We start from the raw sequence: 23400 nt of genomic DNA on the forward strand, positions 1-23400 counted from the left end.
GGAATCAGAATTCCATCAGTTCCTTCTCTTTCTCGGCCAGCGCCGCATCAACGTGCTTGATGCGAACGTCGGTCATTTTCTGGATCTCGTCCTGCGAGCGACGTTCGTCGTCTTCGCTGATCTCTTTGTCTTTCAGCAGCGCCTTGATCTTGTCGTTCGCGTCACGGCGCACGTTGCGCACGGAAACACGGCCCTGCTCGGCTTCGCCACGCACAACCTTGATCAGATCTTTACGACGCTCTTCGGTCAGCGCAGGCAGTGGAACACGAATGTCGCTACCGGCTGAGCTTGGGTTGAGGCCGAGGTCAGAAGCCATGATGGCTTTCTCGACTGCCGGACCCATCGAGCGATCGAACACGTTGATTTTCAGCGTGCGTGAATCTTCAACGGTGACGCTGGCCAGCTGACGCAGCGGCGTTGGCGTACCGTAATATTCCACAACGATGCCGTCGAGCAGTGAAGGCGAAGCACGACCGGTGCGCACTTTGCTGATGGTGTTTTTGAATGCTTCCACGCATTTGTCCATGCGCGTTTCAGCATCTTTTTTAATATCGTTAATCACGTTGAAACCCTTGGATTCGGTTTGACCTGGCCACTTCCGGACGCAGCGGAACGGAAACGGTATCGATAAACATCGATCATCCTGAATGCTGCGCGACAGCAGTGCAGCGCGCCAACAGAATATACCTTATTTTATCCTGCGTCGGGTATTAATGCGTAATCAGGGTGCCTTCTTTTTCACCCATCACCACGCGACGCAGCGCGCCAGGCTTGTTCATATTGAAGACACGGATCGGCAGTTGATGGTCGCGCGCCAGCGTAAAGGCGGCCAGATCCATCACTTTCAGCTCTTTTTCCAGCACTTCACCGTAGGTCAGCTGTTCGTACAGCGTGGCATCCGGATTTTTCACCGGGTCGGCTGAGTAGACGCCGTCGACCTTGGTGGCTTTCAGTACCACGTCCGCTTCGATTTCGATGCCGCGCAGGCAGGCCGCTGAGTCGGTGGTAAAGAACGGGTTGCCGGTACCGGCAGAGAAGATCACCACGCGGTTATTGCGCAGCAGGCTGATGGCTTCTGCCCAGCTGTAGTTATCACACACGCCGTTCAGCGGAATCGCCGACATCAGGCGCGCGTTGACGTACGCACGATGCAGTGCGTCACGCATTGCCAGGCCGTTCATCACGGTCGCCAGCATCCCCATGTGGTCGCCGACCACGCGGTTCATGCCTGCCTGCGCCAGACCCGCGCCACGGAACAGGTTACCGCCACCAATTACCACACCCACCTGAATGCCCAGCTCAACCAGCTCTTTCACCTCTTGCGCCATACGGTCAAGCACGCTCGCGTCGATACCAAAACCTTCGGCACCCTGCAGTGCTTCGCCGCTCAGTTTCAGTAAGATACGTTGATATACAGGTTTTGCGTTGGTCGCCATGGTCAATTCTTCCTGGAAGATAAGATGAATGAGAAGTTAAATCTGATCGATCATCCGCTTAGCGCGTGAGAAAAGCTATTGGGATGAGACTGAAAATTGCTGCGCCAAAACGCAGACAAAAAAGAACCGCCTCTCGGCGGTTCCTGCAAACCATTAAGACTGTTTGGACATGGCAGCAACTTCGGCTGCAAAGTCAGATTCGACTTTCTCAATGCCTTCGCCCACTTCGAAGCGGATGAAGTTGATCACGTCAGCGCCTTTCTCTTTCAGCGCCTGGCCAACAGTTTTGCTCGGATCGATAACGAAAGCCTGACCGGTCAGAGAGACTTCGCCGGTGAATTTCTTCATACGGCCTTCAACCATCTTCTCTGCGATCTCTTTTGGCTTGCCAGACTGCATCGCGATGTCCAGCTGAACCTGGTACTCTTTCTCAACCACGTCAGCAGAAACGTCTTCTGGCTTCACGAACTCTGGCTTGCTGGCAGCAACGTGCATCGCAATCTGCTTGCTCAGCTCTTCATCAGCGCCGGTGGTAGAAACCAGTACGCCGATACGTGCGCCGTGCAGATAGCCGTTCAGCTCAGCACCTTCGAGGACAGCAACACGACGGATGTTGATGTTCTCACCGATTTTCGCAACCAGTGCCACGCGCTCTTCTTCGAACTGCGCTTTCAGAACTTCCACATCAGTCACTTTACCGGCAGCAGCAGCGTCCAGCACTTTGTCAGCAAAGGCCTGGAAACCGGCATCTTTTGCCACGAAGTCAGTCTGGCAGTTCACTTCCAGAATCACGCCATAGTCGCCAGCGATTTTGGTTTTGATCACGCCGTCAGCAGCCACGTTGCCTGCTTTCTTAGCAGCTTTGATCGCACCAGACTTACGCATGTTCTCGATCGCCAGCTCAATGTCGCCGTTCGCTTCGGTCAGCGCTTTTTTGCAGTCCATCATGCCTGCGCCAGTACGCTCGCGCAGTTCTTTTACCAGTGCAGCGGTAATTTCAGCCATTCCAGAATCCTCGATTCGTCTCGCAGTGCTTTCACACTGTCAGAAACTTGTTGCGGAAAATTTACTTGCCCCGCCAGCCCGAAAAGGGTGCGTGACTAAGTGAGATAAATAAAGGGGCCTTCACGGCCCCTTAACAGATCACATCTGATGTCTAAGGGCTCTCAGAAAGAGCGAACCTTATTAAGCTTCAGCAGCTTCTTCAGCCTGCTCAGCCAGGTCCTGTGAACGGCCTTCGCGCACGGTAGTGGCAACGGCAGTCAGGTACAGGCTTACAGCACGGATCGCATCGTCGTTACCTGGGATAACGAAATCAACGCCGTCTGGATCAGAGTTAGTATCAACGATAGCAAATACCGGGATACCCAGGTTGTTTGCTTCTTTGATTGCGATGTGTTCGTGGTCAGCGTCAACAACGAACAGTGCATCCGGCAGACCGCCCATATCTTTGATACCGCCCAGGCTGTTTTCCAGCTTGGCCAGCTCACGAGCACGCATCAGTGCTTCTTTCTTGGTCAGTTTGTCGAAAGTACCGTCCTGAGACTGAGTTTCCAGATCTTTCAGGCGTTTGATTGACTGACGAACGGTTTTCCAGTTGGTCAGCATACCACCCAGCCAGCGGTGGTTAACGAAGAACTGGTCGCAGCTCAGTGCAGACTCTTTTACCGCTTCGGCAGCAGCGCGCTTGGTACCAACAAACAGAATCTTACCTTTACGGGAAGAGATCTTGTTCAGCTCAGCCAGGGCTTCGTTGAACATTGGTACGGTTTTCTCAAGGTTGATGATGTGAACTTTGTTACGCGCACCGAAAATGAATGGCTTCATTTTTGGGTTCCAGTAACGGGTCTGGTGACCGAAGTGAACACCAGCCTTGAGCATGTCGCGCATGGAAACAGTTGCCATGATTACCTCTAAAAGTTTGTTTGGGGTTGGGCCTCCATGTATCCCATACAACCGACCTCTTACGAGGCACCCCGGCGTACGTGTCGATACATGTGTGTTTTAGTACACATAATGAGATTTATGCGTTTCCTGCCCTCTCATACGAGGTGACAGAGAATCGTCGGCGCGCTTTATACCACAATGCGCAGGAATACGCCAACAGTTGTTAGCATGAGCGGCAGGCTGTAATCCCGATTTGGCAGCCCATTTGCTGACTGCTAACATGACTGCCACAGAACTCATTATTGTCGAAAATTGCGGCGATTGCGGATTATTTAATGGCCATTTCAATCAAAACCCCAGAAGAAATCGAAAAAATGCGCGTGGCGGGCCGTCTGGCTGCAGAAGTGCTGGAGATGATCGCTCCACACGTCGTGCCAGGCGTCACCACCGGCGAGCTTGACCGTCTGTGCCACCAGCACATCACCGAAAAGCAGCAGGCCATTTCAGCCTGTCTCGGCTACCACGGCTTTCCGAAATCGGTGTGTATTTCGGTCAACGAAGTGGTATGTCACGGTATTCCCAGCGACGATCGCGTGCTGAAAGACGGGGATATCGTTAACGTTGACGTCACGGTGATCAAAGATGAATACCATGGTGATACGTCAAAGATGTTCATCGTCGGCAAACCGACGATTCAGGGTGAACGCCTGTGCCGGGTTACGCAGGAGAGCCTGTACATTGCGCTGCGTCTGGTGAAGCCGGGCATTCGCCTGCGTGAACTGGGCCGGGCGATTCAGAAATACGTGGAAGCACAGGATTTTTCCGTGGTTCGCGAGTATTGCGGACACGGCATCGGTAAAGGCTTCCATGAAGAGCCGCAGGTGCTGCATTACGATGCCGACGACAGCGGCGTGGTGCTGCAGGCTGGCATGACGTTTACCGTCGAACCGATGGTTAACGCCGGTGATTATCGCATCCGCACCATGAAAGATGGCTGGACGGTGAAAACCAAAGATCGCAGCTTGTCCGCACAGTATGAGCATACTATTGTGGTGACGGAAAACGGCTGTGAAATCCTGACGCTGCGTGCAGACGACACTATTCCAGCGGTGCTGGAAAACAACGCGTAACGCTCGTCATCAGGATAACAGGCCGGCTCAAAACGAACGCCTGTCAGTTTAGGTTCACCCATCCCTGCACCTCCCGTAGCGGCGCCATCAGTTGCGCGTTAACCCGCGCCGCTACTGCGGTGATGTCACGGACGGTGGCTAACTGAACGGCATCACGGCGTTAAGCCCGCTTTTTATGGCGCAGAAGAGGCATGTTGATGAGTGGTAGCGTGACCGAAGCAGTACACAAAAGCCTGACCGATTCCCCCGCCAGCTGGCCAGACGACGCGCTGACGCGCGACAAACTCAAACAGTATCTTGAACAGTTCCAGCAGCATCTGGGCAGCGCTTTTGACGCCGGCAGCGATATCGAATCACTGATTGATGCGCGCACGCTGTTTATCGATCGCCTGCTGCGCCGGCTATGGCGACTGTTTGGCTTTGACCAGATGAAAGAGATCGCGCTGGTGGCGGTGGGCGGCTATGGCCGCGGCGAGCTGCATCCGCTGTCGGACATCGACGTGCTGATCCTGAGCCGTCAGCCACTGGACGAAGCTGCCGCGCAGCGCACCTCAGAACTGCTGACGCTGATGTGGGATCTCAAGCTGGAGGTCGGCCACAGCGTACGCACGCTGGAAGAGTGTCTGCTGGAGGGCTTGTCGGATCTCACCGTCGCCACCAACCTGATTGAGTCGCGCATGCTGACCGGCGACGTGGCGCTGTTTCTCGAACTGCAAAAGAATATCTTCAGCGACGGTTTCTGGCCGTCGTCACGCTTTTTCGCCGCCAAAATCGAGGAGCAGCTGGAACGCCACCAGCGCTATCACGGTACCAGCTACAACCTCGAACCGGATATCAAAAGCAGCCCGGGCGGGCTGCGCGACATTCATACTCTGCAGTGGGTCGCGCGCCGCCACTTTGGCGCCACCACCATGGATGAGATGGTCGGCTTTGGCTTTCTCACTGAAGCCGAACGCAATGAGATCAATGAGTGCCAGGAATTTCTCTGGCGCATCCGTTTCGCGCTGCACCTGACGCTGCCGCGCTACGATAACCGCTTACTGTTCGATCGCCAGCTCAACGTGGCACAGCGCCTCAACTATGGCGGTGAAGGCAATGAGCCGGTTGAGCGCATGATGAAAGATTTCTATCGCGTCACGCGCCGTATCGGCGAGCTGAACCAGATGCTGCTGCAGCTGTTTGACGAAGCCATTCTGGCGCTGTCGACCACCGAGAAGCCGCGCAGCATTGATGAGGATTTTCAGCTGCGCGGTAATCTGATTGACCTGCGCGATCCCACGCTGTTTGAGCGCGAGCCGCAGGCGATTCTGCGCATGTTTTACGTGATGGTGCGTAACGAAACCATCACCGGCATCTATTCCACCACGCTGCGCCAGCTGCGCTACGCCCGCCGTCATCTGCAACAGCCGCTGTGTCAGATCCCCGAAGCGCGCCGCACCTTTATGGCGATTCTGCGCCATCCTGGCGCGGTAAAGCGCGCGCTGCTGCCGATGCATCGCCACAGCGTGCTGTGGGCTTATACGCCACTGTGGGGCAACATTGTCGGCCAGATGCAGTTCGACCTGTTCCATGCCTACACCGTGGATGAGCACACCATCCGCGTGTTGCAGAAGCTGGAAAGTTTTGCCGACGAAGCCACGCGCCCGATGCACCCGCTGTGCGTCGAGCTGTGGCCGCGTCTGCCGCAGCCGGAGCTGCTGCTGATGGCCGCGCTGCTGCACGATATCGCCAAAGGGCGCGGTGGTGACCACTCGATTCTCGGCGCGCAGGACGCGCTGGACTTTGCTGAGCTGCACGGCCTCAATTCGCGCGAAATGCAGCTGGTGGCGTGGCTGGTGCGTCATCACCTGCTGATGTCGGTGACGGCTCAGCGCCGCGACATTCAGGACCCCACGGTGATTCAGCAGTTTGCTGAAGTGATGCAAAATGAAAACCGGCTGCGCTATCTGGCCTGCCTGACGGTTGCCGACATCTGCGCCACCAATGAAAGCCTGTGGAACAGCTGGAAACAGAGCCTGCTACGTGAGCTGTTCTTCGCCACCGAAAAACAGCTGCGCCGCGGTATGGAGAACAGCCCGGATCTGCGCGAGCGCGTGCGTCATCACCGGCTGCAGGCACTGGCGCTGCTGCGCATGGAAAATCTCAACGAAGAGCGCCTGCACCATATCTGGAGCCGCTGCCGCGCCGACTACTTCCTGCGCCATACGCCCAACCAGCTGGCGTGGCACGCGCGGCATCTGATCAACCATGACCTTAGCAAACCGCTGGTGCTGGTAAGCCCGCAGGCCACGCGCGGCGGCACCGAGATCTTCATCTGGAGCCCGGATCGCCCTTACCTGTTTGCCGCCGTAGCCGGAGAGCTCGACCGCCGTAATCTGAGCGTGCACGATGCGCAGATCTTTACCAGCCGCGACGGCATGGCCATGGACACCTTTATTGTGCTGGAGCCGGACGGCAGTCCGCTGGCCGCAGATCGCCATCCGCTGATTATTCAGGCGCTGGAGCAGGCGATCACGCAAACGCAGTGGGTGCCACCGCGTACGCGCCGGCCGTCGTCACGTCTGAAACACTTCAGCGTCGATACCGAAGTCAACTTTTTGCCCACCCATACCGACCGCCGCAGCTATCTGGAGCTGGTGGCGCTGGACCAGCCAGGTTTGCTGGCGCGCGTCGGCGAAGTGTTTGCTGACCTCGGTGTTTCGCTGCACGGCGCCCGCATCAGTACCATCGGCGAACGGGTGGAGGATTTGTTCATCCTTGCCAACAGCGAACGACGTGCGCTGGATGCCGAAATGCGCTCCGTGCTGCAACAACGGTTGACAGAGGTACTTAATCCAAACGATAAAATGTGACCCGGCTTCCATTCTTCACGTTGCCGATGCATTGGCCTGGTGACCCGGCCCATCCGTGGATCTCGCTCCGATAGGCGCGCCACCGTTTTGCAGCATGAAGGATGTTTGCCCGATAATTTTACTCTGCACGCCAGCTGGCGTGCATCCGCAATGACAGACTCAGGAATTAAATATGCAACAGTTACAGAGCGTTATCGAATCTGCCTTTGAACGCCGCGCCGATATTACGCCGACCAGCGTGGACAGCGCCACCCGTGAAGCGATCAACCAGGTGATTGGCCTGCTGGACAGCGGTGAACTGCGCGTGTCAGAAAAGATCAACGGCGAATGGGTAACGCATCAGTGGCTGAAAAAAGCGGTACTGCTGTCGTTCCGTATCAACGACAACCAGGTGATCGACGGGGCAGAAACCCGCTTCTACGACAAAGTGCCGATGAAATTTGCCGGCTGGGATGAAGCGCGCTTTAAAAGCGCCGGCTTCCGCGTCGTGCCACCGGCCGCAGTGCGTCAGGGTGCATTCATCGCGCGCAACACCGTGCTGATGCCGTCCTATGTCAACATCGGTGCGTATGTCGATGAAGGCACCATGGTTGATACCTGGGCCACCGTCGGCTCCTGTGCGCAGATTGGTAAAAACGTGCATCTGTCCGGCGGCGTCGGCATCGGCGGCGTACTGGAACCGCTGCAGGCCAACCCAACCATCATCGAAGATAACTGCTTTATCGGTGCCCGTTCCGAGATCGTTGAAGGCGTGATCGTCGAAGAAGGTTCGGTCATCTCCATGGGCGTTTACATCGGCCAGAGCACCAAAATTTATGACCGCGAAACCGGCGAAGTGCACTACGGTCGCGTACCGGCGGGTTCGGTGGTGGTTTCCGGTAATCTGCCGTCTAAAGATGGCAGCTACAGCCTGTACTGTGCGGTGATCGTGAAGAAAGTCGACGCGAAAACGCTGGCAAAAACCGGCATCAACGAACTGCTGCGTACCATCGATTAAGTTTTTTCTTCCCGCCTATTTTTATACCCACGGGCCTGTATTCAGGCCCGTCATTTTTTCTTTACACTCCTGCCGCCATTACCTGTTTCGCGCCGCGAATTAACAGGTGCGTTTGTTTTTCAAACAGGTCATAATCCGCGCCAGTTAACTCCGGTCGCGCACTGTTCATCCCGGTTTTTGTGTCTACAGTTGATTAAGTATGCCGTAAGCGTTCGGTTCGTTGCGCTTATTACGCAGCCGAATGATGATGATAATCCTGCGCGCTCACTCACTCTCAGATGGAATATAAACGCTATGTACGACAACCTGAAAAGCTTAGGTATCAGCAATCCTGAAGACATTGACCGCTACAGCCTGCGTCAGGAAGCCAACAACGACATCCTGAAAATCTACTTCCGCAAAGACAAGGGCGAGTTCTTCGCCAAAAGCGTGAAGTTTAAATACCCGCGTCAGCGCAAAACCGTGGTGGCCGATCACACCACCCAGGGTTATAAAGAGATTCAGGAAATCAGCCCTAACCTGCGTTACGTGATCGACGAACTGGATCAGATCTGCCAGCGCGATCAGGTAGAAGTGGATCTGAAGCGCAAAATCCTCGCCGATCTGCGCCATCTGGAGAACGTGGTGTCGAACAAAATCGCGGAAATCGAATCCGATCTCGATCAGCTGACCCGCAACGGTCGCTAATTCCCGCCGCTTCTCAGGCCAGCCGCTGCTGGCCTTTTTTATGCCTGTTCATCAAGCTGCAGCGCCACATACAGCAGCAGCCGATCGTCAAAGTTCGCCAGGTTGAGGCCGGTCAGTTCCGAGATGCGGTTCAGGCGGTACTCCAGCGTATTGCGATGAATAAACAGCGCGCGCGCTGTGGCGCTCGGCTGCACGTTATGACTGAACCACGCAACCAGCGTGCGCCGTAGCAAACCGTTATTGTCCATGCTCTTCAGTTTTGCCAGCGGACGTGCCAGCTCGCTGGCCTGCCAGCCGCCGCGCAGGCTATCCAGCAGCACTGGCAGCACCAGATCCTGATAGAAGAAGCTCCGCTGCTGCGGCATGCGCTGTTTGCCCACCATCATGGTGGTGCGGGCGGTGCGGTAAGAGCGCGCAATGCTGCCCGGCCCGGTAAAGAAATTGCCGAGCGCGATGCGCATCCGCACCTGACCGCTCTCTTTCATGCGCTGCAGCAGTTGATCGACGCGGCGGCGATGATCGTCCTGATCGTAACGGCCATGGGCATTCAGCGCTGGCTTCAGCACCACCATTTCGGTGAGCGAAACAATGGCGATCAGGTTGTCGCGATCGGGCGTGGTCAGCAGCGTCTGTAATTGCTGCAGCTCCGACATTGCGCTGTCGACCCCCAGCTGTCCGCTGTCCACTTCCACCACCGCCACCACACGCGGCTGATTGAGATCGATGCCCAGTCGCTGCGCCCATTCGTTCAGCGCTGGCGACAGCGTATCGCTGCGGATCAGGTTCAGCACCAGCTCCTCACGCAGGCGGCTGTCCTGCGCCAGCATATGCAGCAGGCGCGCCTGTTCCAGCATCATCTCTGCCGTCATGCACACCAGCTCGCCGTAGTGGCGTAGCGTGCTGGGCTGGCCGGTGAGGCCAATCACGCCGACGATGTCGCCATCAATGCGCAGCGGCAAATTGATGCCCGGCCGCACGCCGTGCAGGTGTTTAGCCACCGCTTCGTCAATATCAACCACCCTGCCCTGTGACAGCACCAGCAGCGCGCCCTCGTGCAATTCGCCAATACGCTCGCGATCGCCACTGCCAATAATGCGGCCGCGCGCATCCATCACATTGACATTACTGTCGATAATTTTCATGGTGCGGGCAACGATATCCTGAGCCAGTCGCGCATCAAGATGATAGGTGGCCATCAAACACTCCAGAATTCGGGACGAACCGACAGAATACGCATCCCGATTGCCCCTGGCATTGTGCAACTGCACATAGCCGCAGGGCGATTACCGGAATTGCGGCAGCGGTCACACTGGGAAGGCACAGATGACTGGGGGCGCAGCAACATACAGGCAATAAAAAAGGCGAGCCGCAGCTCGCCTGAGAGACCAATAAAAGGATCACTGCATCAGCAGATAGAGGCTGCTGTCGCCGCGCTTGACGTTGAGCGCCAGCACCGACGGTTTGGTGTCGAGGATTTTACGCAGCTCACCAAGGTTGCTTACCGCCTGCTGGTTCACACCGAGGATCACATCGCCTTTCTTCAGGCCGATACGTGCCGCAGCGCTGCCGGCTTTCACGCTGTCAACGCGCACGCCCTTCTGGCCGTTGCTGTCAACGTTACTGAGATCGGCGCCTTCAATGCCGGTGTAAATCGTCGCGGACTGCACTTTATCCTGTGAGCTCTGCTGCAGCTCAACCGTCACGTTCAGCGGTTTGCCGTCGCGCAGCAGGCCCAGCTGCAGTTTGGTGCCGACCGGCAGCGAGCCGACTTCCGCACGCAGGGCAGCAAAGCTGGTCAGCGCTTTACCGTTCATAGAGACCACCACATCGCCCGCTTTCACGCCGGCTTTCGCCGCCGCGGAGTTTGGCAGCACCTGGCTGACAAAGGCGCCGCGCTGCGCATCCACTTTCATCGCTTTAGCCAGCTCGGAGTTGAGCTCGGTGCCCATGATGCCCAGCTCGCCGCGTTTCACCTGGCCATACTCCACCATCTGCGCGGTCAGGTTTTTCACCATGGAACTCGGGATGGCAAAGCCGATACCGATGTTGCCGCCGTCCGGTGCGAGGATCGCGGTGTTAATACCGATCAGCTCGCCGTTCAGGTTAACCAGCGCACCGCCGGAGTTGCCGCGGTTGATGGCGGCATCGGTCTGGATAAAGTTTTCGTAATTTTCGACGTTAAGGCCGCTGCGCCCCAGCGCCGAGACGATGCCGGACGTGACCGTTTCGCCCAGGCCGTACGGGTTACCGATGGCCACGGTGTAATCACCGACGCGCAGATTGTCGGAGTCTGCAATCTTAATTGCCGTCAGGTTTTTCGCATCCTGCAGCTGGATCAGCGCGATGTCAGACTGCGGATCTTTGCCGATGACCTTAGCATCGTAGCGACGGCCATCGCTCAGCTGTACCTGAATTTTGGTGGCGTTATCCACCACGTGGTTGTTGGTAACCACATAGCCTTTGTCGGCGTTGATGATTACCCCAGAACCGAGCGCGCGGAACTGCTGCTTCTGCGCGTTGGCGCCATCGTCGCTACCGTCACCGCCGCCGCCCTGGCACATAGGTGAACCCTGGAACGGCGATCCGTCCTGACAGAAGGGGGAATTATCGCCAAAGAATTGCTGGAACTGCTGCGGCATGCGCGGGGTTTTCACCGTGGTGCTGCCTTCAACGCTGATACTGACCACGGAAGGCATCACTTTTTCCAGCATGGGTGCCAGGCTGGGCAGTTGCTGACTGGAGGAAGACGCTGTCTCCGCCGCGAAAACACTGACAGGGCTTAACGCCATGCCCAGACTAAGCGCCAGCGCACTTAACATTAATGTGCTTTTTTTCATTCGTCTGTGTCTCTCTGAAATTAACGTGCAGACCATTGCTGTGGTCGTGATGATGAGATTAAGTTTTTAGCGCGAAGTTCCTGATAAAGTATTGGGTAAAGGTAAAAATTTATTCTTCGTCTTTACAAAACTGCGCTTATTCCACCGCCATCAACCGACGATACTCATCCCAGGCGTAATTGTCCGTCATCCCGCTGATATAGTCCTGAATCAGCCGCGAGCGGTAATAACGTTCCCATAACAATCGCTGATATTTATGCTGCACCACCAGGTTACGCATCTGTTGCTGATAAGCTTTGCGATGTTTACCGGAAAGTTTATGAAACAGTCGGGTTTCGATCGGATGTTTCGCGAGAAAATCCTCATTCATTAACGTGGTAAACTGTTCATAATCGAGCTGCATTAGCGACTGATAAATTTCCAGTAATCCTTTAATGACCCGATAACCCTGTAATTCCAGCTGCTCAACTTCAGGGTGATTAAACACCTGCTGGCGCGCCACGGTTTTAAATAATTTTAACAGGCGCCCTTCATCACCGTCATCTTCCAGCAGCGCATGGTTAAAGCTGCCGGCAAAAATGGCAGGTAAATTATCAACAAAGCGGCGCACCGCATGGCTGACCAGCACGCTCTGGACGTTAACCCTCAGCGACATGAAAAATTGATCGCTAATACTGCGACGCTTTTTCTGATTAGCCTCTTTCCAGGCTTCATTAATGGTGCGGCTAAACGCGTCGCCGGGTTTCACCGGGCCCCAGGCGTTGAGCAAAGAATGATAGAGCGTATCGACGGTGAAGATGTCTTTTTCTACGGCGTCATCGAGGTCGGCAATACAATAGGAGATATCGTCAGCCGCTTCCATTATCCAGGTCAGCGGATAACGGTGGTGCTCAGGTATATCCGTTGCCGCGCGGAGATCGGCCACATATTCACGTTCGGATAAATAGAAACCCGGCTTTTTCATTAACACGCTGAACTCCGCCGGCTTATCACCCTGCCACCACGCCGGCGCGGTGTATTTTAAAATACACGCTACCTGCGCATAGCTAAGATTTAGCTGCAGCAGGGTATGCACCAGCCGAATGGCCTGCGCATTCCCTTCGAAATGGCACAAATCCTGACGAATCATTGCATTTAACCGGTCGAAATCGGCACGCTGCGCGTCATCCGCCACGCCCGCCACCAGCGGATCCACCAGTTCGGCCGGCAGGTTGTCATCAAACCAGTCATTGATCGCCGCTTCACCAAAATGGCCAAACGGCGGGTTGCCGACGTCGTGCAGCAGGCAGGCCATCTCCACCAGGCTCTCGACCGCGCCCTCAAAGCCATCGAGGCCGTAAGCCGCCAGCCCGCCGCCCTGGGTTTTCAGCGTATGCAGAATCTCTTTGGTGATGTAACGCCCGGTTTGCTGCACCTCAAGCGAATGGGTCAGGCGCGAACGCACGGCCGCATTCCGCTCCAGCGGAAACACCTGGGTTTTTTGTTGCAGACGGCGAATCGCGGCAGAATTAATAATGCGTCCACGATCGCTTTCAAAGTGGCGGGTAATAAAGTATTCGCCTTCGGGATCTTTGCGGCTGGTATAAGGGCGGGTGAAACTGATCTTCTTCCTGAAATTGATCGTCGCCATTGTTACCCCTTATTTTTTCCTGAATTGATCCCCATTGAGCCATGTTAGACTATGCCTCACTTTAGCCTTATACATCCATAACTACAGCGAGATTCTTTATGAAAGCAGGCATTATTGGCGCGATGGAGCAGGAAGTCACACTGCTGCGTGACAAAATTGAAAACCGTCAGACGCTGACGCTGGCCGGCTGCGAAATTTACACCGGTACGCTCAACGGCGTTGAGGTGGCTCTGCTGAAATCGGGCATCGGCAAAACCGCGGCGGCGCTGGGTACCACGCTGCTGCTGGAGCTGTGCAAACCGGATCTGGTGATCAACACCGGTTCCGCAGGCGGTCTGGCACCAACCCTGCAGGTGGGCGATATCGTGGTGTCCGATGAAGTGCGTTATCACGATGCCGATGTCACCGCTTTTGGCTATGAGCCTGGTCAGATGGCGGGCTGCCCGGCGGCGTTTGTCGCGGACAGCGCGCTGATTGCCGCCGCAGAGCAGGTGATCAAACAGCTGGATCTCAACGCGGTGCGCGGTCTGGTGGTCAGCGGAGACGCCTTTATCAATGGCGCCGCGCCGCTGGAGCGTATCCGCAGCACCTTCCCGCAGGCGATTGCGGTAGAGATGGAAGCCACGGCGATTGGTCACGTTTGCCATCAGTTTAAGGTGCCGTTCGTGGTGGTACGCGCTATTTCTGACGTGGCCGATAAAGCGTCGCATCTGAGTTTCGAAGAGTTCCTCAGCGTGGCGGCTAAACAGTCGTCGCTGATGGTGGAAAACCTGCTGGCTCAGCTGGCGCGTGGCTAAATATCTGCTGCTCGGGCTGTGGCTGCTGTGCCACAGCCTGCTGGCTGCACCGCGCGTCATTACCCTGTCGCCGCATCTCACTGAACTGGCGTTTGCCGCCGGCATCACGCCGGTGGCGGTGAGCGCCTGGTCAGACTATCCCGCCGCTGCTCGCCAGCTGGAGCAGGTGGCGAACTGGCAGGGCATTCGCGTTGAACGCATTGCGCAGCTCAGACCGGATGTGGTACTGGCCTGGCGTGGCGGCAATCCACTGCGCCAGGTTGAGCAGCTGCAGCGTCTGGGCATCCATGTGGAATGGATCGATCCGCAATCACTCGACCAAATGATTGACGCGCTGGCGGCGCTGCAGCGCTGGAGCCCACAGCCCCAGCGGGCCACCGCGGCCGCGCAGGCGTTACACCAGCAGTTGCAGACGCTGCGTCAGCGCTATCAGCAGCAAACGCCGGTGCCGCTGTTTCTGCAGTTTGGCCAGCAGCCACTGTTTACCGCCGCGCGCAGCACGCTGCAGAATGAGGTCATCACCCTGTGCGGCGGTCGCAATATCTTTGCTGACAGCAGCGTGAGCTGGCCTCAGGTGAGCCGGGAGCAGGTGCTGACGCGGCACCCGCAGGCGATTGTCACTGGCGGTGATGCCAGCCGCGCCGCCAGCGTCGCGCGCTTCTGGCAGCCGCAGCTTAACGTGCCGGTGATTGCGCTTAACGATGACTGGCTGAGCCGGCCGGGTCCGCGCCTGCTGCTGGCGGCAAAACAATTGTGCGAAGCTTTACATCCGACGAAAAATAAAGCATTACCAGACTAAAGATTCGACGATTCATGTCGAAAATCAAATAACAAGGCACAGCAGCCACGTATGCTCTGTGCCCTTTTAGCGCATAGCGCACTTTTGACATCACCAGGATTTCACCATGACCAGAGCGCTGCTGCTGGCCATAGGGCTGATCGTGGCTGCACCGATCGGTGCGGCAACCACCACGGGCTCTATCGCCGTCTCGCTAACGATCTTCTCCCGCTGCGATATCTCACGCCCGAGTGAGCAGACGCTGCCGTCTGTTGACTGTGGCCGGCATTTCAGCGCGCAGCCGCGCGTGACACAAAGCGTACTGAACCGCGATGCGTTGCGCCGTGAAACGGCACGCTTAGTGACGATTGAGTGGTAAATCATGGCTGCCAGAACGGCAGCCAGCCCAGCATCAGATGCTGAAAGAGGAGCCGCAGCCGCAGGTGGTTTTGGCGTTGGGATTGGTCACGATAAAGCGGGAACCTTCCAGACCTTCGGTGTAGTCAACCGATCCACCCACCAGATACTGCAGGCTCATCGGGTCAACCACCAGCGCCACACCCTGCTTCTCGATGGTCATGTCGCCGTCATTCATTTGATCGTCAAAAGTAAAACCATACTGGAAGCCACTGCAGCCCCCGCCGGTGATATATACGCGCAGTTTCAGCGCCGGATTCTCTTCATCCGCAATCAGGTTTTTTACTTTTTTCGCTGCTGCATCGGTGAACTGCAGAGGCAGCGCGGCTACGTCGTCACTCATCTTTTACTCCGGGTAAACGTCCAGGTCAGAAAACGACCTCAATTTCGCTATTATCTGCCAGCCGTCCAGTGCAATCAAGTAGCGCCCTTGACACTGTGTGCCGCCAGTTATGGCATAAAGTATAGCAATGTCGCAGGCGCAAGCGGCCGCGCGCCTTTCTTCACCGGCCGCTCTTCCGTAGAATGGCGCCAGATTTTTTCCAGAACAGCAGGAGCCGAACCATGAGTAAGTCAGAAAACCTGTATGCCGAAGCACAACGCCTGATCCCGGGCGGCGTGAACTCCCCGGTGCGTGCCTTTACCGGCGTGGGCGGCGTGCCGCTGTTCATCGAACGCGCCGACGGTGCCTATCTGTATGATGCCGATGGCAAAGCCTATATCGATTACGTCGGCTCCTGGGGACCGATGGTGCTGGGCCACAATAACGCCACCATTCGCAATGCGGTGATCGAAGCCGCCGCGCGCGGCCTGAGTTTTGGCGCGCCGACCGAGATGGAAGTGAAAATGGCCGAGCTGGTGTGCGAGCTGGTGCCGAGCATGGATATGGTGCGGATGGTTAACTCCGGCACCGAAGCCACCATGAGCGCCATCCGCCTGGCGCGCGGTTTCACCCAGCGTGACAAAATCATCAAATTTGAGGGCTGCTACCACGGCCACGCTGACTGCCTGCTGGTGAAAGCCGGTTCCGGTGCGCTGACGCTCGGCCAGCCCAACTCGCCGGGCGTGCCGGCGGATTTCGCCCGTCACACCCTGACCTGCACCTATAACGATCTCGACTCGGTGCGCGCGGCGTTTGAGCAGTATCCGCAAGAGATCGCCTGTATTATCGTCGAACCGGTGGCAGGCAACATGAACTGCATCCCGCCGCAGCCGGAATTCCTGCCGGGCCTGCGTGCGCTGTGCGATGAGTTTGGCGCGCTGCTGATTATCGATGAAGTGATGACCGGCTTCCGCGTGGCGCTGGGCGGTGCCCAGGCTTATTACGACGTTGCGCCAGACCTGACCTGCCTCGGCAAGATCATCGGCGGCGGTATGCCGGTTGGTGCCTTTGGCGGCCGCCGCGAAGTGATGGCCGCGCTGGCCCCCACCGGCCCGGTGTATCAGGCGGGCACGCTGTCCGGCAACCCGATTGCCATGGCTGCCGGTTTTGCCTGCCTGTCGCAGATTGCGCAGCCTGGCACCCATGCGACCTTAACCGCACTCACCGACCAGCTGTGTGCTGGCCTGCTGGCGGCGGCGGAGGCGGAAAATATCCCGCTGGTGGTGAACCACGTCGGTGGCATGTTCGGTATTTTCTTCACCGACGCCGACAGCGTGACCTGCTACGCCGACGTGACGAAGTGCGATGTGGAGCGCTTTAAGCGTTTCTTCCATCTGATGCTGCAGGAAGGTGTCTACCTCGCGCCATCGGCCTATGAGGCCGGCTTTATGTCACTGGCGCACAGCCAGGAAGATATTCAGCGCACCGTCGATGCCGCCCGCCGCTGCTTCGCGCAGCTGTAAACCTGCCGGGGCGCCACTCATAGCGCCCCGCTTCACTAAGCGCGCCTTAGCAGCCAGATAAAATACGGCGCGCCGAAGAAGGTCGCCATCAGGCCCGCCGGGATTTGATCCGGGAACGCCAGCATGCGGCCGCACCAGTCGGCGAACACCAGCAGGCCCCCGCCGAGCAGGCCAGCCATCAGCAATTGCGGCAGCGCGCGACGGAAGCCGAGCATGCGCACAATGTGCGGCGCCATCAGGCCAATAAAACTCAGCGGACCGATAGTGAGCGTCGCGGTGGCGGTCAGCGCAGCCGCCAGCAACAGCAGGCTGAAGCGCGATCGGTTCAGCGCCATGCCGGCTGAGCGCGCCGTGGCACTGCCGAGCGGCAGCAGCGTCAGCCAGCGGCTGGCCAGCGGTGCCAGCGCCACCAGTATCATGCCCACGACAGCACTCTGCAGCGCCTGCGTCATTGAGATGTTGTACGTCGAACCGGAAATCCAGCTCAGCAGCCCGGCCATGCGCGGATCGCCGCTCGCCAGCAACACCATCAGTAACGTGACGAACGCACTGTTCAGCGCCATTCCGGCCAGCAGCATGCGTTCCGGTGCAAAACCGCCGCGGCTGGCCACCAGCATAATCACCAGCAGCGTCAGCGCGGCACCCAGCACGCCGGCCGGCAGCAGCCAGGCGACCGCGTTACCAGGCACAAAGAACAGCATAACCACCACCCCGCAGGCCGCTCCGGAGCTGATGCCCAGCACTTCCGGACTGGCCATTGGATTACCGGTCAGGCGCTGAATCAGCACCCCGGCGACGCCCAGCATCGTGCCGACCACCAGCGCCGCCAGCACGCGCGGCACGCGCCACGGCAGCAGCTGTTGCAGCATATCGCCGCTGACCCACGTCCAGCCGTGTGCGTCGCGCCCAAACGCAATGCCCGCCAGACTGCACAGCGCCAGAATCATCACGCCCGCCAGACACCAGCGCAGCACGGCCTGCCGCTCCTGCGGCACTGTGTCGCCGGCATTCATCGCCGGCGGCAGCGAGCCCGTGCGCAGACGCGGCAGCAGCCACAGCAGAATCGGCACGCCAATCAGCGCGGTAGCCGTCCCGGTTGACACTTCACGCCAGTGCGCAGTCAGCCACAGCACGCACTGATCGGCCAGCCACAGCAGCAGTGCGCCAATCAGCGGCGCCAGCAGCAAGCGGCTCAGCAGACGACGCGCCCCCAGCATCTTCGCCAGCAGCGGCGCGAACAGCCCGATAAAGCCGATGATACCGGCGACGTTAACCAGCTGCGCACTGAGCAGGATCGCCAGCGCCAGCGCGGCAATGCGCGCTGCCGACAGCGCCAGACCGAGGTTTTTTGCCACGCCATCATCCAGCCCCATCAACGTCAGCGGACGCAACAGCGCCAGCGCCAGTGCGAACGCCAGCAGCAGGCGCGGCCACAGCAGCGCCACGTTGTGGCCGTCGAGCTGGTTCAGCGCGCCGGTGCTCCACAGAAACATGTTTTGCAGCTGATCGTGATTGAAGATGGCAAAGATTTGATTAACCGCGCCGGCATACAGGCTCAGTACCAGACCGGCCAGGATCAGCGTCACCGGCGACAGACGCTTGCCCCAGGCGATGCCAAACACCAGCACGCCGACCAGCACCGCCCCGCCCATCGCGGCAAACTGCTGCGTCAGCTCCCCGCCCGGCAGCTGCCACAGAGTGGCGACGGTCAGGCCAAGCTGCGCGCCGGAAGAGACGCCCAGCGTGGTCGGCTCCGCCAGCGGATTGCGCAGCACCTGCTGGAACAGCAGGCCCGCGAGGCCAAGTCCGGCCCCGACCAGCAGCGCCAGCGCCAGCCGCGACAGCAGGCTGTAGTGGAACACCACCTGACGGATGTTATCGATATCCGGCGCGAACATCGCCTGCTGCCACTGCACCAGCGGCAGCGCCTGGCGCAGGTTGATAAACGTGAGCGCCAGCGCCAGTAAACTGAGCACGCTGAGCAGCGCGGCGGGAAACAGACGGTTGCGCATCAGTGCGACTCCAGCGCGCGTTCCAGCACGCGAATAAATTTGATGGCTGAGTAAGTAGCACCGTAGTACCACACCGCCGGCACCCGCCGGAAACGGCCGGAACGGACAAACGGCAGCGCCTGCCACAGTGCGCTTTGCGTCACCTGCTGCATATCGCGTTCGTTATCGTGATCGAAGCAGATCACCTCAACGTCACCGACCTCCGCCAGCCGCTCCAGCCCGACCACCGCACTGCCCCAGAAGTTGGTTTCGCCCTGCCAGGCATTGCGCAGGCCAAGCTGCTCCATCACTTCGAGGAACAGGCTGCCTTTACCGAAGGTAATGGCGTGACGCGGATCCATCAGCGACATCAGCAGCAGCGGACGCTGCGCCCACGGACGTAACCGCTCACGCGCGGCCGCCACTTCACCATCCACCCAGTGCAAATGGGCCTGAGCCTGCGCTTCAAGGCCAAGCCGGGCAGCCAGCGCATGCAGCGATGTGCGCGCGGTGGTGAACGGTTTGCCATCGCCGCTGTTGAGGTCAAAGCCCATCGTCGGCGCAATGCGCTCCAGCTTGTCGACCGCCGGGCCGTAACCGTTGGAGTGCAGGATCAGCGACGGTGCCAGCTGGGTCATCAGTTCCAGATTGGGTTCGGTGCGTAAGCCGAGATCGAGGGTGCCGGCCGGCAACACCGGGTCACCCACCCAGATGGCGTAGTTGTGCAGATCGGCTACGCCGAGCGGGGCGACGCCGAGCGCCATCAGCAACTCCACTGGCAGCCACTCCAGCGCCAGGATGCGCTGGTTGTCCGGCGGCGCGGCGCGCAGCGGTGTAAGGTTCATCAGCGGTGAGAGCGCCAGCGCGGTCAGCAGACGGCGACGGGAAATGTCGAACATCACGAGGCCTCAGTAGACAAAGCTGACGGGCGCGCCGCCCTGCGGATGCGGCAGAATGCCCATCGGAATGCCATAAATATCACCCAGCACCCCGGCCTGCATAATCGCTTCCGGTCCGCCTTGCGCGATCACTTCGCCCCCGCGTAGCGCCACCAGCTGGTCACAGTAGCGAGCCGCCATGTTGAGATCGTGCAATACCGCTATCACCGTCAGGCCGCGTTCGTGGCTGAGGCGCTGAATCAACGCCAGCACATCAACCTGATGGGCAATATCCAGCGCAGATGTGGGTTCGTCCAGCAGCAGGCAGCGGCTGTTCTGTGCCACCAGCATCGCCAGCCACGCACGCTGCCGCTCGCCGCCGGACAGGCTGTCCACCAGCCGCCCGGCGAAGGGTTTCAGTCCAACCAGCGCAATCGCCTCGTCTACCCGATCGCGATCTTCCTGGCCGTAGCGCCCCAGCGCACCGTGCCACGGATAGCGCCCAATCGCCACCAGCTCGCGCACCGTCATGCCCTCCGCCGCAGGCAGCTGCTGCGGCAGATAGGCCACCTGTCGTGCAAAAGCTTTACTGCTCCAGGTATCAACCGCCTCACCGTTGAGCATCACGCGCCCTTCGCTGGCGGCATGGTGACGGCCGAGCATCTTCAGCAGCGTGGATTTACCGGAACCGTTATGCCCGATCAGCGCGGTGACTTTGCCCGGAGCGAAAGTCAGCGACAGCGGATGCAGCAGCGTGCGGCCGGGCACACGGAAGCTGACGTTTTCCAGTGAAAAGGTGGTTTCTGCGTGGTGCGGATGCTGCATGATAATCCCTGGTTAACGGGCGCCACAGCGCCCTGTGTTCAGTATCAGAAGCGGAAGGTGGCGGTACCGACGATCTGGCGCTCTGCGCCCCAGTAGCAGGCGTAGTCGCGGTAGCAGCTGGCAACGTATTCGCGATCGAACAGGTTGTTGATGTTGACGCCGACGGTTGAGCCCGGCAAGCCGAAGCGGCCCAGATCGTACTTCAGTGCGGCATCTACAGTGGTGTAAGCAGCGACGTCAAAGTTCTGGTTGGCATTTGGGCCGCTGGCGTACAGGCCTTTGCTTTCACCCACGTAGCGCACTCCGGCCCCCACGGTGAAGCCCGACAGGGCGGTTTCGTGGAAGGTGTAATCGCCCCACAGCGAAGCCATATGCTTCGGCACCTGCACCGGCGTACGGCCTTTTAGCAAGGTGTCTTCGGTGTATTCCGCATCGGTGTAAGAGTAAGCCGCCGTCAGGTTGATGTTGGCGTTAAGCGCCGCTTTGGCTTCCAGCTCGACGCCGCGTGAGCGGATTTCACCGCTTTGCACGCTGGCAAATTGATGGCTTGAATCGGGATCGGCCGTCAGATTCTTCGTTTTGGTCAGCTGATAGACCGCCGCCGTCATGACAATCGGACGATCTTTGGGAACGTATTTTACGCCCGCTTCATATTGTTTAGCGCGTGACGGATCAAACGCTTCGCCGCCCCATGTTGCGCCAGCATTAGGAATAAACGCTTCGCTGTAACTGAAATAAGGTGCAATGCCATTATCGAACACATAGTTAACACCACCACGCCAGGTAAAGGCCTGATCGTTCTGGCGATCAACGCTCTGCGCTACGCGGTCGGTAACGGAATTCATCGCGTAGTCGTAGCGGCCACCGAGCGTCAGTACCCAGCGGTTCCACTCCATTTGATCCTGCGCGTACAGACCGGTCTGGCGTTGCTGGTTCAAACGCTGATAAGGATCGTCATAAGGGGTGTAGCTGTCGTTGCCATATTGCGGATTGAATGGACTCAGGCCGGTAGCGGTGCCGAACTGACCATCAATATCGTTACGGGTGCGCTGAAAATCGACGCCCAGCAGTAACGTATGGGCTAAATCACCGGTTGCGAATTTAGCCTGCGCTTGCGTATCCACGGCAAACTGGTTGAGTTTTTCTTTTGAGAATGCGGCATTGCGGGTAATCAGTTGATTCTCAGGGTTATAACCGAAGCCATAAATACTGCGATAATCGGTCTGCATTTCGGCATAGCGCAGATTCTGGCGCACCGTCCAGGTATCGTTAAAGCTGTGCTCAAAGTTGTAGCCAACCATTTTGGTGTTGCGCGAGATCTTATTGCTGTCTTCGCCTTCATCAAAATTGGTGGGCAGCTTATAGCTGCTGCCGTCCGGCCGGGTGATGCCCACCACGGTGCCTTCACGCGGCAGCCAGCCGTAATAGCCGGTTTCCGGTTCGTTCTGGAAGTAGGTCAGCAGGTCAAAGCGGGTATTGGCATCGGGACGCCAGCTGAACGAAGGCGCAAGGGTATAGCGCTTCTCTTTGTTCATCTCCTGTTGCGCATCGGCGCTGCGCGCCAGGCCGGTCAGGCGATAGCTGTAAACGCCGTCATCATCCAGTGAGCCGCCAAAATCGAAGCCGGTGGAGAACAGGTTGTCGGTGCCCATCTGGAACTGGACTTCACGCAGCGTCTCCTGGGTCGGCCGCTTGCTCACCAGTGACACCACACCGCCCGGGTTGCTCTTACCGTATAGCACCGAAACCGGACCGCGCAGCAGCTCCGCGCGCTCGAGGAAGTAAGGATCGATAGCGAATTCGGAGTAGTTGTCACCCTGCAGCTTCAGGCCATCCAGATACTGGTTGGTGTTGGTTTCGCTGAAGCCGCGAATCGACAGCGCATCGATAACGTCCGAGCTGCCGCGGTTACCGGTCAGCACGCCTGGCGTGTAATTGAACGCACCTTTGACGCTGGTCACCGCATGCATTGACATCTCTTCCTGCGTCACCACCGACACCGACTGCGGATTTTTCTCGATTGGCGTATCGGTTTTGGTGCCGGTCGCGCTGTGTTTGGCGGCGATGGTCGGCGACGGTCCCCATGCGCTCTCCTGCGCGACGCCGCTGCCGCCATCAGCCGTTACCACCACGGTATCTTCGGCCAGCGCCTGCATGCTGAGGGTGCCCAGAGTCAGGGAAATCAATAACGCGAGCGGTCGACGGGTGGTCACCGCGCGCAGAGAACAAGGAAAAGTGTTTCGCGCATTCATAGTGGGATCTCATGAAAATAGAACAATGCAGGCGAATGGAAACGAGAATGATTATTAGACGCACGGATTTTAGGCGAAACCTGGCAAGCACCGCAAGATGTAATGCCTGCTGGCGGTGAGTTTGCCAGCGGATCGCACATATCCATGATCGCGGCTAAAAA

General features: G+C 58.2%; 20 protein-coding genes. 8 read left to right on the forward strand and 12 right to left on the reverse strand.

What is annotated here, in order from left to right; all coding sequences use genetic code 11:
- Positions 1–4: 4 nt before the first annotated feature.
- From frr to rpsB, 4 genes are all read right to left on the reverse strand, one after another.
- Entirely contained in the window at positions 5–562 is a 558-nt protein-coding gene (gene frr / locus ABVR31_RS15215) for a ribosome recycling factor (RefSeq protein WP_021507488.1), read from the reverse strand.
- Between the two features lie 148 nt (positions 563–710).
- A complete protein-coding gene (pyrH, locus tag ABVR31_RS15220; protein WP_010616191.1) occupies positions 711–1436 on the reverse strand; it encodes a UMP kinase in 726 nt (241 codons plus the stop codon).
- Positions 1437–1589: 153 nt separating this feature from the next.
- Positions 1590–2441: a translation elongation factor Ts gene (tsf, locus tag ABVR31_RS15225; RefSeq protein WP_058759527.1), complete on the reverse strand. Its 852-nt coding sequence runs from the start codon at positions 2439–2441 to the stop codon at positions 1590–1592.
- A gap of 180 nt (positions 2442–2621) precedes the next feature.
- Positions 2622–3341, reverse strand: a complete 720-nt coding sequence (gene rpsB / locus ABVR31_RS15230) for a 30S ribosomal protein S2 (protein ID WP_031279692.1) — start codon at positions 3339–3341, stop codon at positions 2622–2624.
- Between the two features lie 317 nt (positions 3342–3658).
- Between rpsB and map the strand changes: the two genes are divergently transcribed.
- The 4 genes from map (at position 3659) to ABVR31_RS15250 (ending at position 8989) form a co-directional block, all read left to right on the forward strand.
- Positions 3659–4453 (forward strand): type I methionyl aminopeptidase, encoded by a 795-nt coding sequence (gene map, locus ABVR31_RS15235; protein ID WP_021507491.1) that lies wholly within the window; start codon positions 3659–3661, stop codon positions 4451–4453.
- A gap of 197 nt (positions 4454–4650) precedes the next feature.
- On the forward strand, positions 4651–7305 hold the full coding sequence (glnD, locus tag ABVR31_RS15240; RefSeq protein WP_372774060.1) for a bifunctional uridylyltransferase/uridylyl-removing protein GlnD: 2655 nt from the start codon (positions 4651–4653) through the stop codon (positions 7303–7305).
- A 172-nt stretch (positions 7306–7477) separates the two neighbouring features.
- Positions 7478–8302: a 2,3,4,5-tetrahydropyridine-2,6-dicarboxylate N-succinyltransferase gene (gene dapD / locus ABVR31_RS15245; RefSeq protein WP_021507493.1), complete on the forward strand. Its 825-nt coding sequence runs from the start codon at positions 7478–7480 to the stop codon at positions 8300–8302.
- Positions 8303–8596: 294 nt separating this feature from the next.
- The gene (locus ABVR31_RS15250; protein WP_010616197.1) at positions 8597–8989 is read left to right on the forward strand and encodes a DUF3461 family protein; all 393 of its coding nucleotides are present in this window, start codon (positions 8597–8599) and stop codon (positions 8987–8989) included.
- 38 nt (positions 8990–9027) lie between these two features.
- Here ABVR31_RS15250 and ABVR31_RS15255 read toward each other — a convergent pair whose 3' ends face one another.
- From ABVR31_RS15255 to dgt, 3 genes are all read right to left on the reverse strand, one after another.
- Positions 9028–10185, reverse strand: coding sequence for a CdaR family transcriptional regulator (locus ABVR31_RS15255; RefSeq protein ID WP_021507495.1), 1158 nt, complete (start codon positions 10183–10185; stop codon positions 9028–9030).
- A 201-nt stretch (positions 10186–10386) separates the two neighbouring features.
- Complete coding sequence (gene degP, locus ABVR31_RS15260) at positions 10387–11826, reverse strand: serine endoprotease DegP (RefSeq protein ID WP_058759526.1); 1440 nt, start codon at positions 11824–11826, stop codon at positions 10387–10389.
- 136 nt (positions 11827–11962) lie between these two features.
- The gene (gene dgt, locus ABVR31_RS15265; RefSeq protein WP_058770587.1) at positions 11963–13456 is read right to left on the reverse strand and encodes a dGTPase; all 1494 of its coding nucleotides are present in this window, start codon (positions 13454–13456) and stop codon (positions 11963–11965) included.
- Between the two features lie 98 nt (positions 13457–13554).
- Between dgt and mtnN the strand changes: the two genes are divergently transcribed.
- From mtnN to ABVR31_RS15280, 3 genes are all read left to right on the forward strand, one after another.
- Positions 13555–14253 carry a 5'-methylthioadenosine/S-adenosylhomocysteine nucleosidase gene (gene mtnN, locus ABVR31_RS15270; RefSeq protein ID WP_021507498.1) on the forward strand — a complete coding sequence of 233 codons (699 nt, stop codon included), beginning with the start codon at positions 13555–13557 and terminating at the stop codon, positions 14251–14253.
- Positions 14246–15052: a vitamin B12 ABC transporter substrate-binding protein BtuF gene (gene btuF, locus ABVR31_RS15275; RefSeq protein ID WP_222951264.1), complete on the forward strand. Its 807-nt coding sequence runs from the start codon at positions 14246–14248 to the stop codon at positions 15050–15052. Before mtnN ends, btuF begins: the two co-directional genes overlap by 8 nt.
- 106 nt (positions 15053–15158) lie before the next feature.
- Entirely contained in the window at positions 15159–15410 is a 252-nt protein-coding gene (locus tag ABVR31_RS15280) for a hypothetical protein (RefSeq protein WP_021507500.1), read from the forward strand.
- A gap of 33 nt (positions 15411–15443) precedes the next feature.
- On the opposite strand, the gene erpA is transcribed toward ABVR31_RS15280, so the two are convergent.
- Positions 15444–15791 (reverse strand): iron-sulfur cluster insertion protein ErpA, encoded by a 348-nt coding sequence (gene erpA, locus ABVR31_RS15285; RefSeq protein WP_021507501.1) that lies wholly within the window; start codon positions 15789–15791, stop codon positions 15444–15446.
- Positions 15792–16012: 221 nt separating this feature from the next.
- Here erpA and hemL point away from each other — a divergent pair, with 221 nt between their 5' ends.
- Positions 16013–17293 (forward strand): glutamate-1-semialdehyde 2,1-aminomutase, encoded by a 1281-nt coding sequence (gene hemL / locus ABVR31_RS15290; protein WP_372773352.1) that lies wholly within the window; start codon positions 16013–16015, stop codon positions 17291–17293.
- A gap of 35 nt (positions 17294–17328) precedes the next feature.
- Here hemL and fhuB read toward each other — a convergent pair whose 3' ends face one another.
- The 4 genes from fhuB to fhuA are packed head-to-tail and all read right to left on the reverse strand — an operon-like array spanning position 17329 to position 23239.
- Positions 17329–19305 carry a Fe(3+)-hydroxamate ABC transporter permease FhuB gene (gene fhuB, locus ABVR31_RS15295; RefSeq protein ID WP_058774802.1) on the reverse strand — a complete coding sequence of 659 codons (1977 nt, stop codon included), beginning with the start codon at positions 19303–19305 and terminating at the stop codon, positions 17329–17331.
- Positions 19305–20183 (reverse strand): Fe(3+)-hydroxamate ABC transporter substrate-binding protein FhuD, encoded by an 879-nt coding sequence (gene fhuD, locus ABVR31_RS15300; RefSeq protein WP_372773354.1) that lies wholly within the window; start codon positions 20181–20183, stop codon positions 19305–19307. Before fhuD ends, fhuB begins: the two co-directional genes overlap by 1 nt.
- A gap of 9 nt (positions 20184–20192) precedes the next feature.
- Positions 20193–20987, reverse strand: coding sequence for a Fe3+-hydroxamate ABC transporter ATP-binding protein FhuC (gene fhuC / locus ABVR31_RS15305; RefSeq protein ID WP_150059264.1), 795 nt, complete (start codon positions 20985–20987; stop codon positions 20193–20195).
- Between the two features lie 44 nt (positions 20988–21031).
- Positions 21032–23239, reverse strand: a complete 2208-nt coding sequence (gene fhuA, locus ABVR31_RS15310; protein WP_104094025.1) for a ferrichrome porin FhuA — start codon at positions 23237–23239, stop codon at positions 21032–21034.
- Between the last annotated feature and the right edge of the window lie 161 nt (positions 23240–23400).

Origin of the sequence: Pantoea sp. WEP, from assembly GCF_041678305.1 — a bacterium.
In the GTDB taxonomy this organism is placed as follows: domain Bacteria; phylum Pseudomonadota; class Gammaproteobacteria; order Enterobacterales; family Enterobacteriaceae; genus Pantoea; species Pantoea dispersa.

Bases quoted from the DNA above. Each gene is read 5' to 3' on its own strand.
- pyrH (WP_010616191.1), bottom strand. From the start codon at position 1,436: ATGGCGACCAACGCAAAACCTGTATATCAACGTATCTTACTGAAACTG.
- tsf (WP_058759527.1), bottom strand. From the start codon at position 2,441: ATGGCTGAAATTACCGCTGCACTGGTAAAAGAACTGCGCGAGCGTACT.
- rpsB (WP_031279692.1), bottom strand. From the start codon at position 3,341: ATGGCAACTGTTTCCATGCGCGACATGCTCAAGGCTGGTGTTCACTTC.
- map (WP_021507491.1), top strand. From the start codon at position 3,659: ATGGCCATTTCAATCAAAACCCCAGAAGAAATCGAAAAAATGCGCGTG.
- glnD (WP_372774060.1), top strand. From the start codon at position 4,651: ATGAGTGGTAGCGTGACCGAAGCAGTACACAAAAGCCTGACCGATTCC.
- dapD (WP_021507493.1), top strand. From the start codon at position 7,478: ATGCAACAGTTACAGAGCGTTATCGAATCTGCCTTTGAACGCCGCGCC.
- ABVR31_RS15250 (WP_010616197.1), top strand. From the start codon at position 8,597: ATGTACGACAACCTGAAAAGCTTAGGTATCAGCAATCCTGAAGACATT.
- ABVR31_RS15255 (WP_021507495.1), bottom strand. From the start codon at position 10,185: ATGGCCACCTATCATCTTGATGCGCGACTGGCTCAGGATATCGTTGCC.
- degP (WP_058759526.1), bottom strand. From the start codon at position 11,826: ATGAAAAAAAGCACATTAATGTTAAGTGCGCTGGCGCTTAGTCTGGGC.
- dgt (WP_058770587.1), bottom strand. From the start codon at position 13,456: ATGGCGACGATCAATTTCAGGAAGAAGATCAGTTTCACCCGCCCTTAT.
- mtnN (WP_021507498.1), top strand. From the start codon at position 13,555: ATGAAAGCAGGCATTATTGGCGCGATGGAGCAGGAAGTCACACTGCTG.
- ABVR31_RS15280 (WP_021507500.1), top strand. From the start codon at position 15,159: ATGACCAGAGCGCTGCTGCTGGCCATAGGGCTGATCGTGGCTGCACCG.
- erpA (WP_021507501.1), bottom strand. From the start codon at position 15,791: ATGAGTGACGACGTAGCCGCGCTGCCTCTGCAGTTCACCGATGCAGCA.
- hemL (WP_372773352.1), top strand. From the start codon at position 16,013: ATGAGTAAGTCAGAAAACCTGTATGCCGAAGCACAACGCCTGATCCCG.
- fhuB (WP_058774802.1), bottom strand. From the start codon at position 19,305: ATGCGCAACCGTCTGTTTCCCGCCGCGCTGCTCAGCGTGCTCAGTTTA.
- fhuD (WP_372773354.1), bottom strand. From the start codon at position 20,183: ATGTTCGACATTTCCCGTCGCCGTCTGCTGACCGCGCTGGCGCTCTCA.
- fhuC (WP_150059264.1), bottom strand. From the start codon at position 20,987: ATGCAGCATCCGCACCACGCAGAAACCACCTTTTCACTGGAAAACGTC.
- fhuA (WP_104094025.1), bottom strand. From the start codon at position 23,239: ATGAATGCGCGAAACACTTTTCCTTGTTCTCTGCGCGCGGTGACCACC.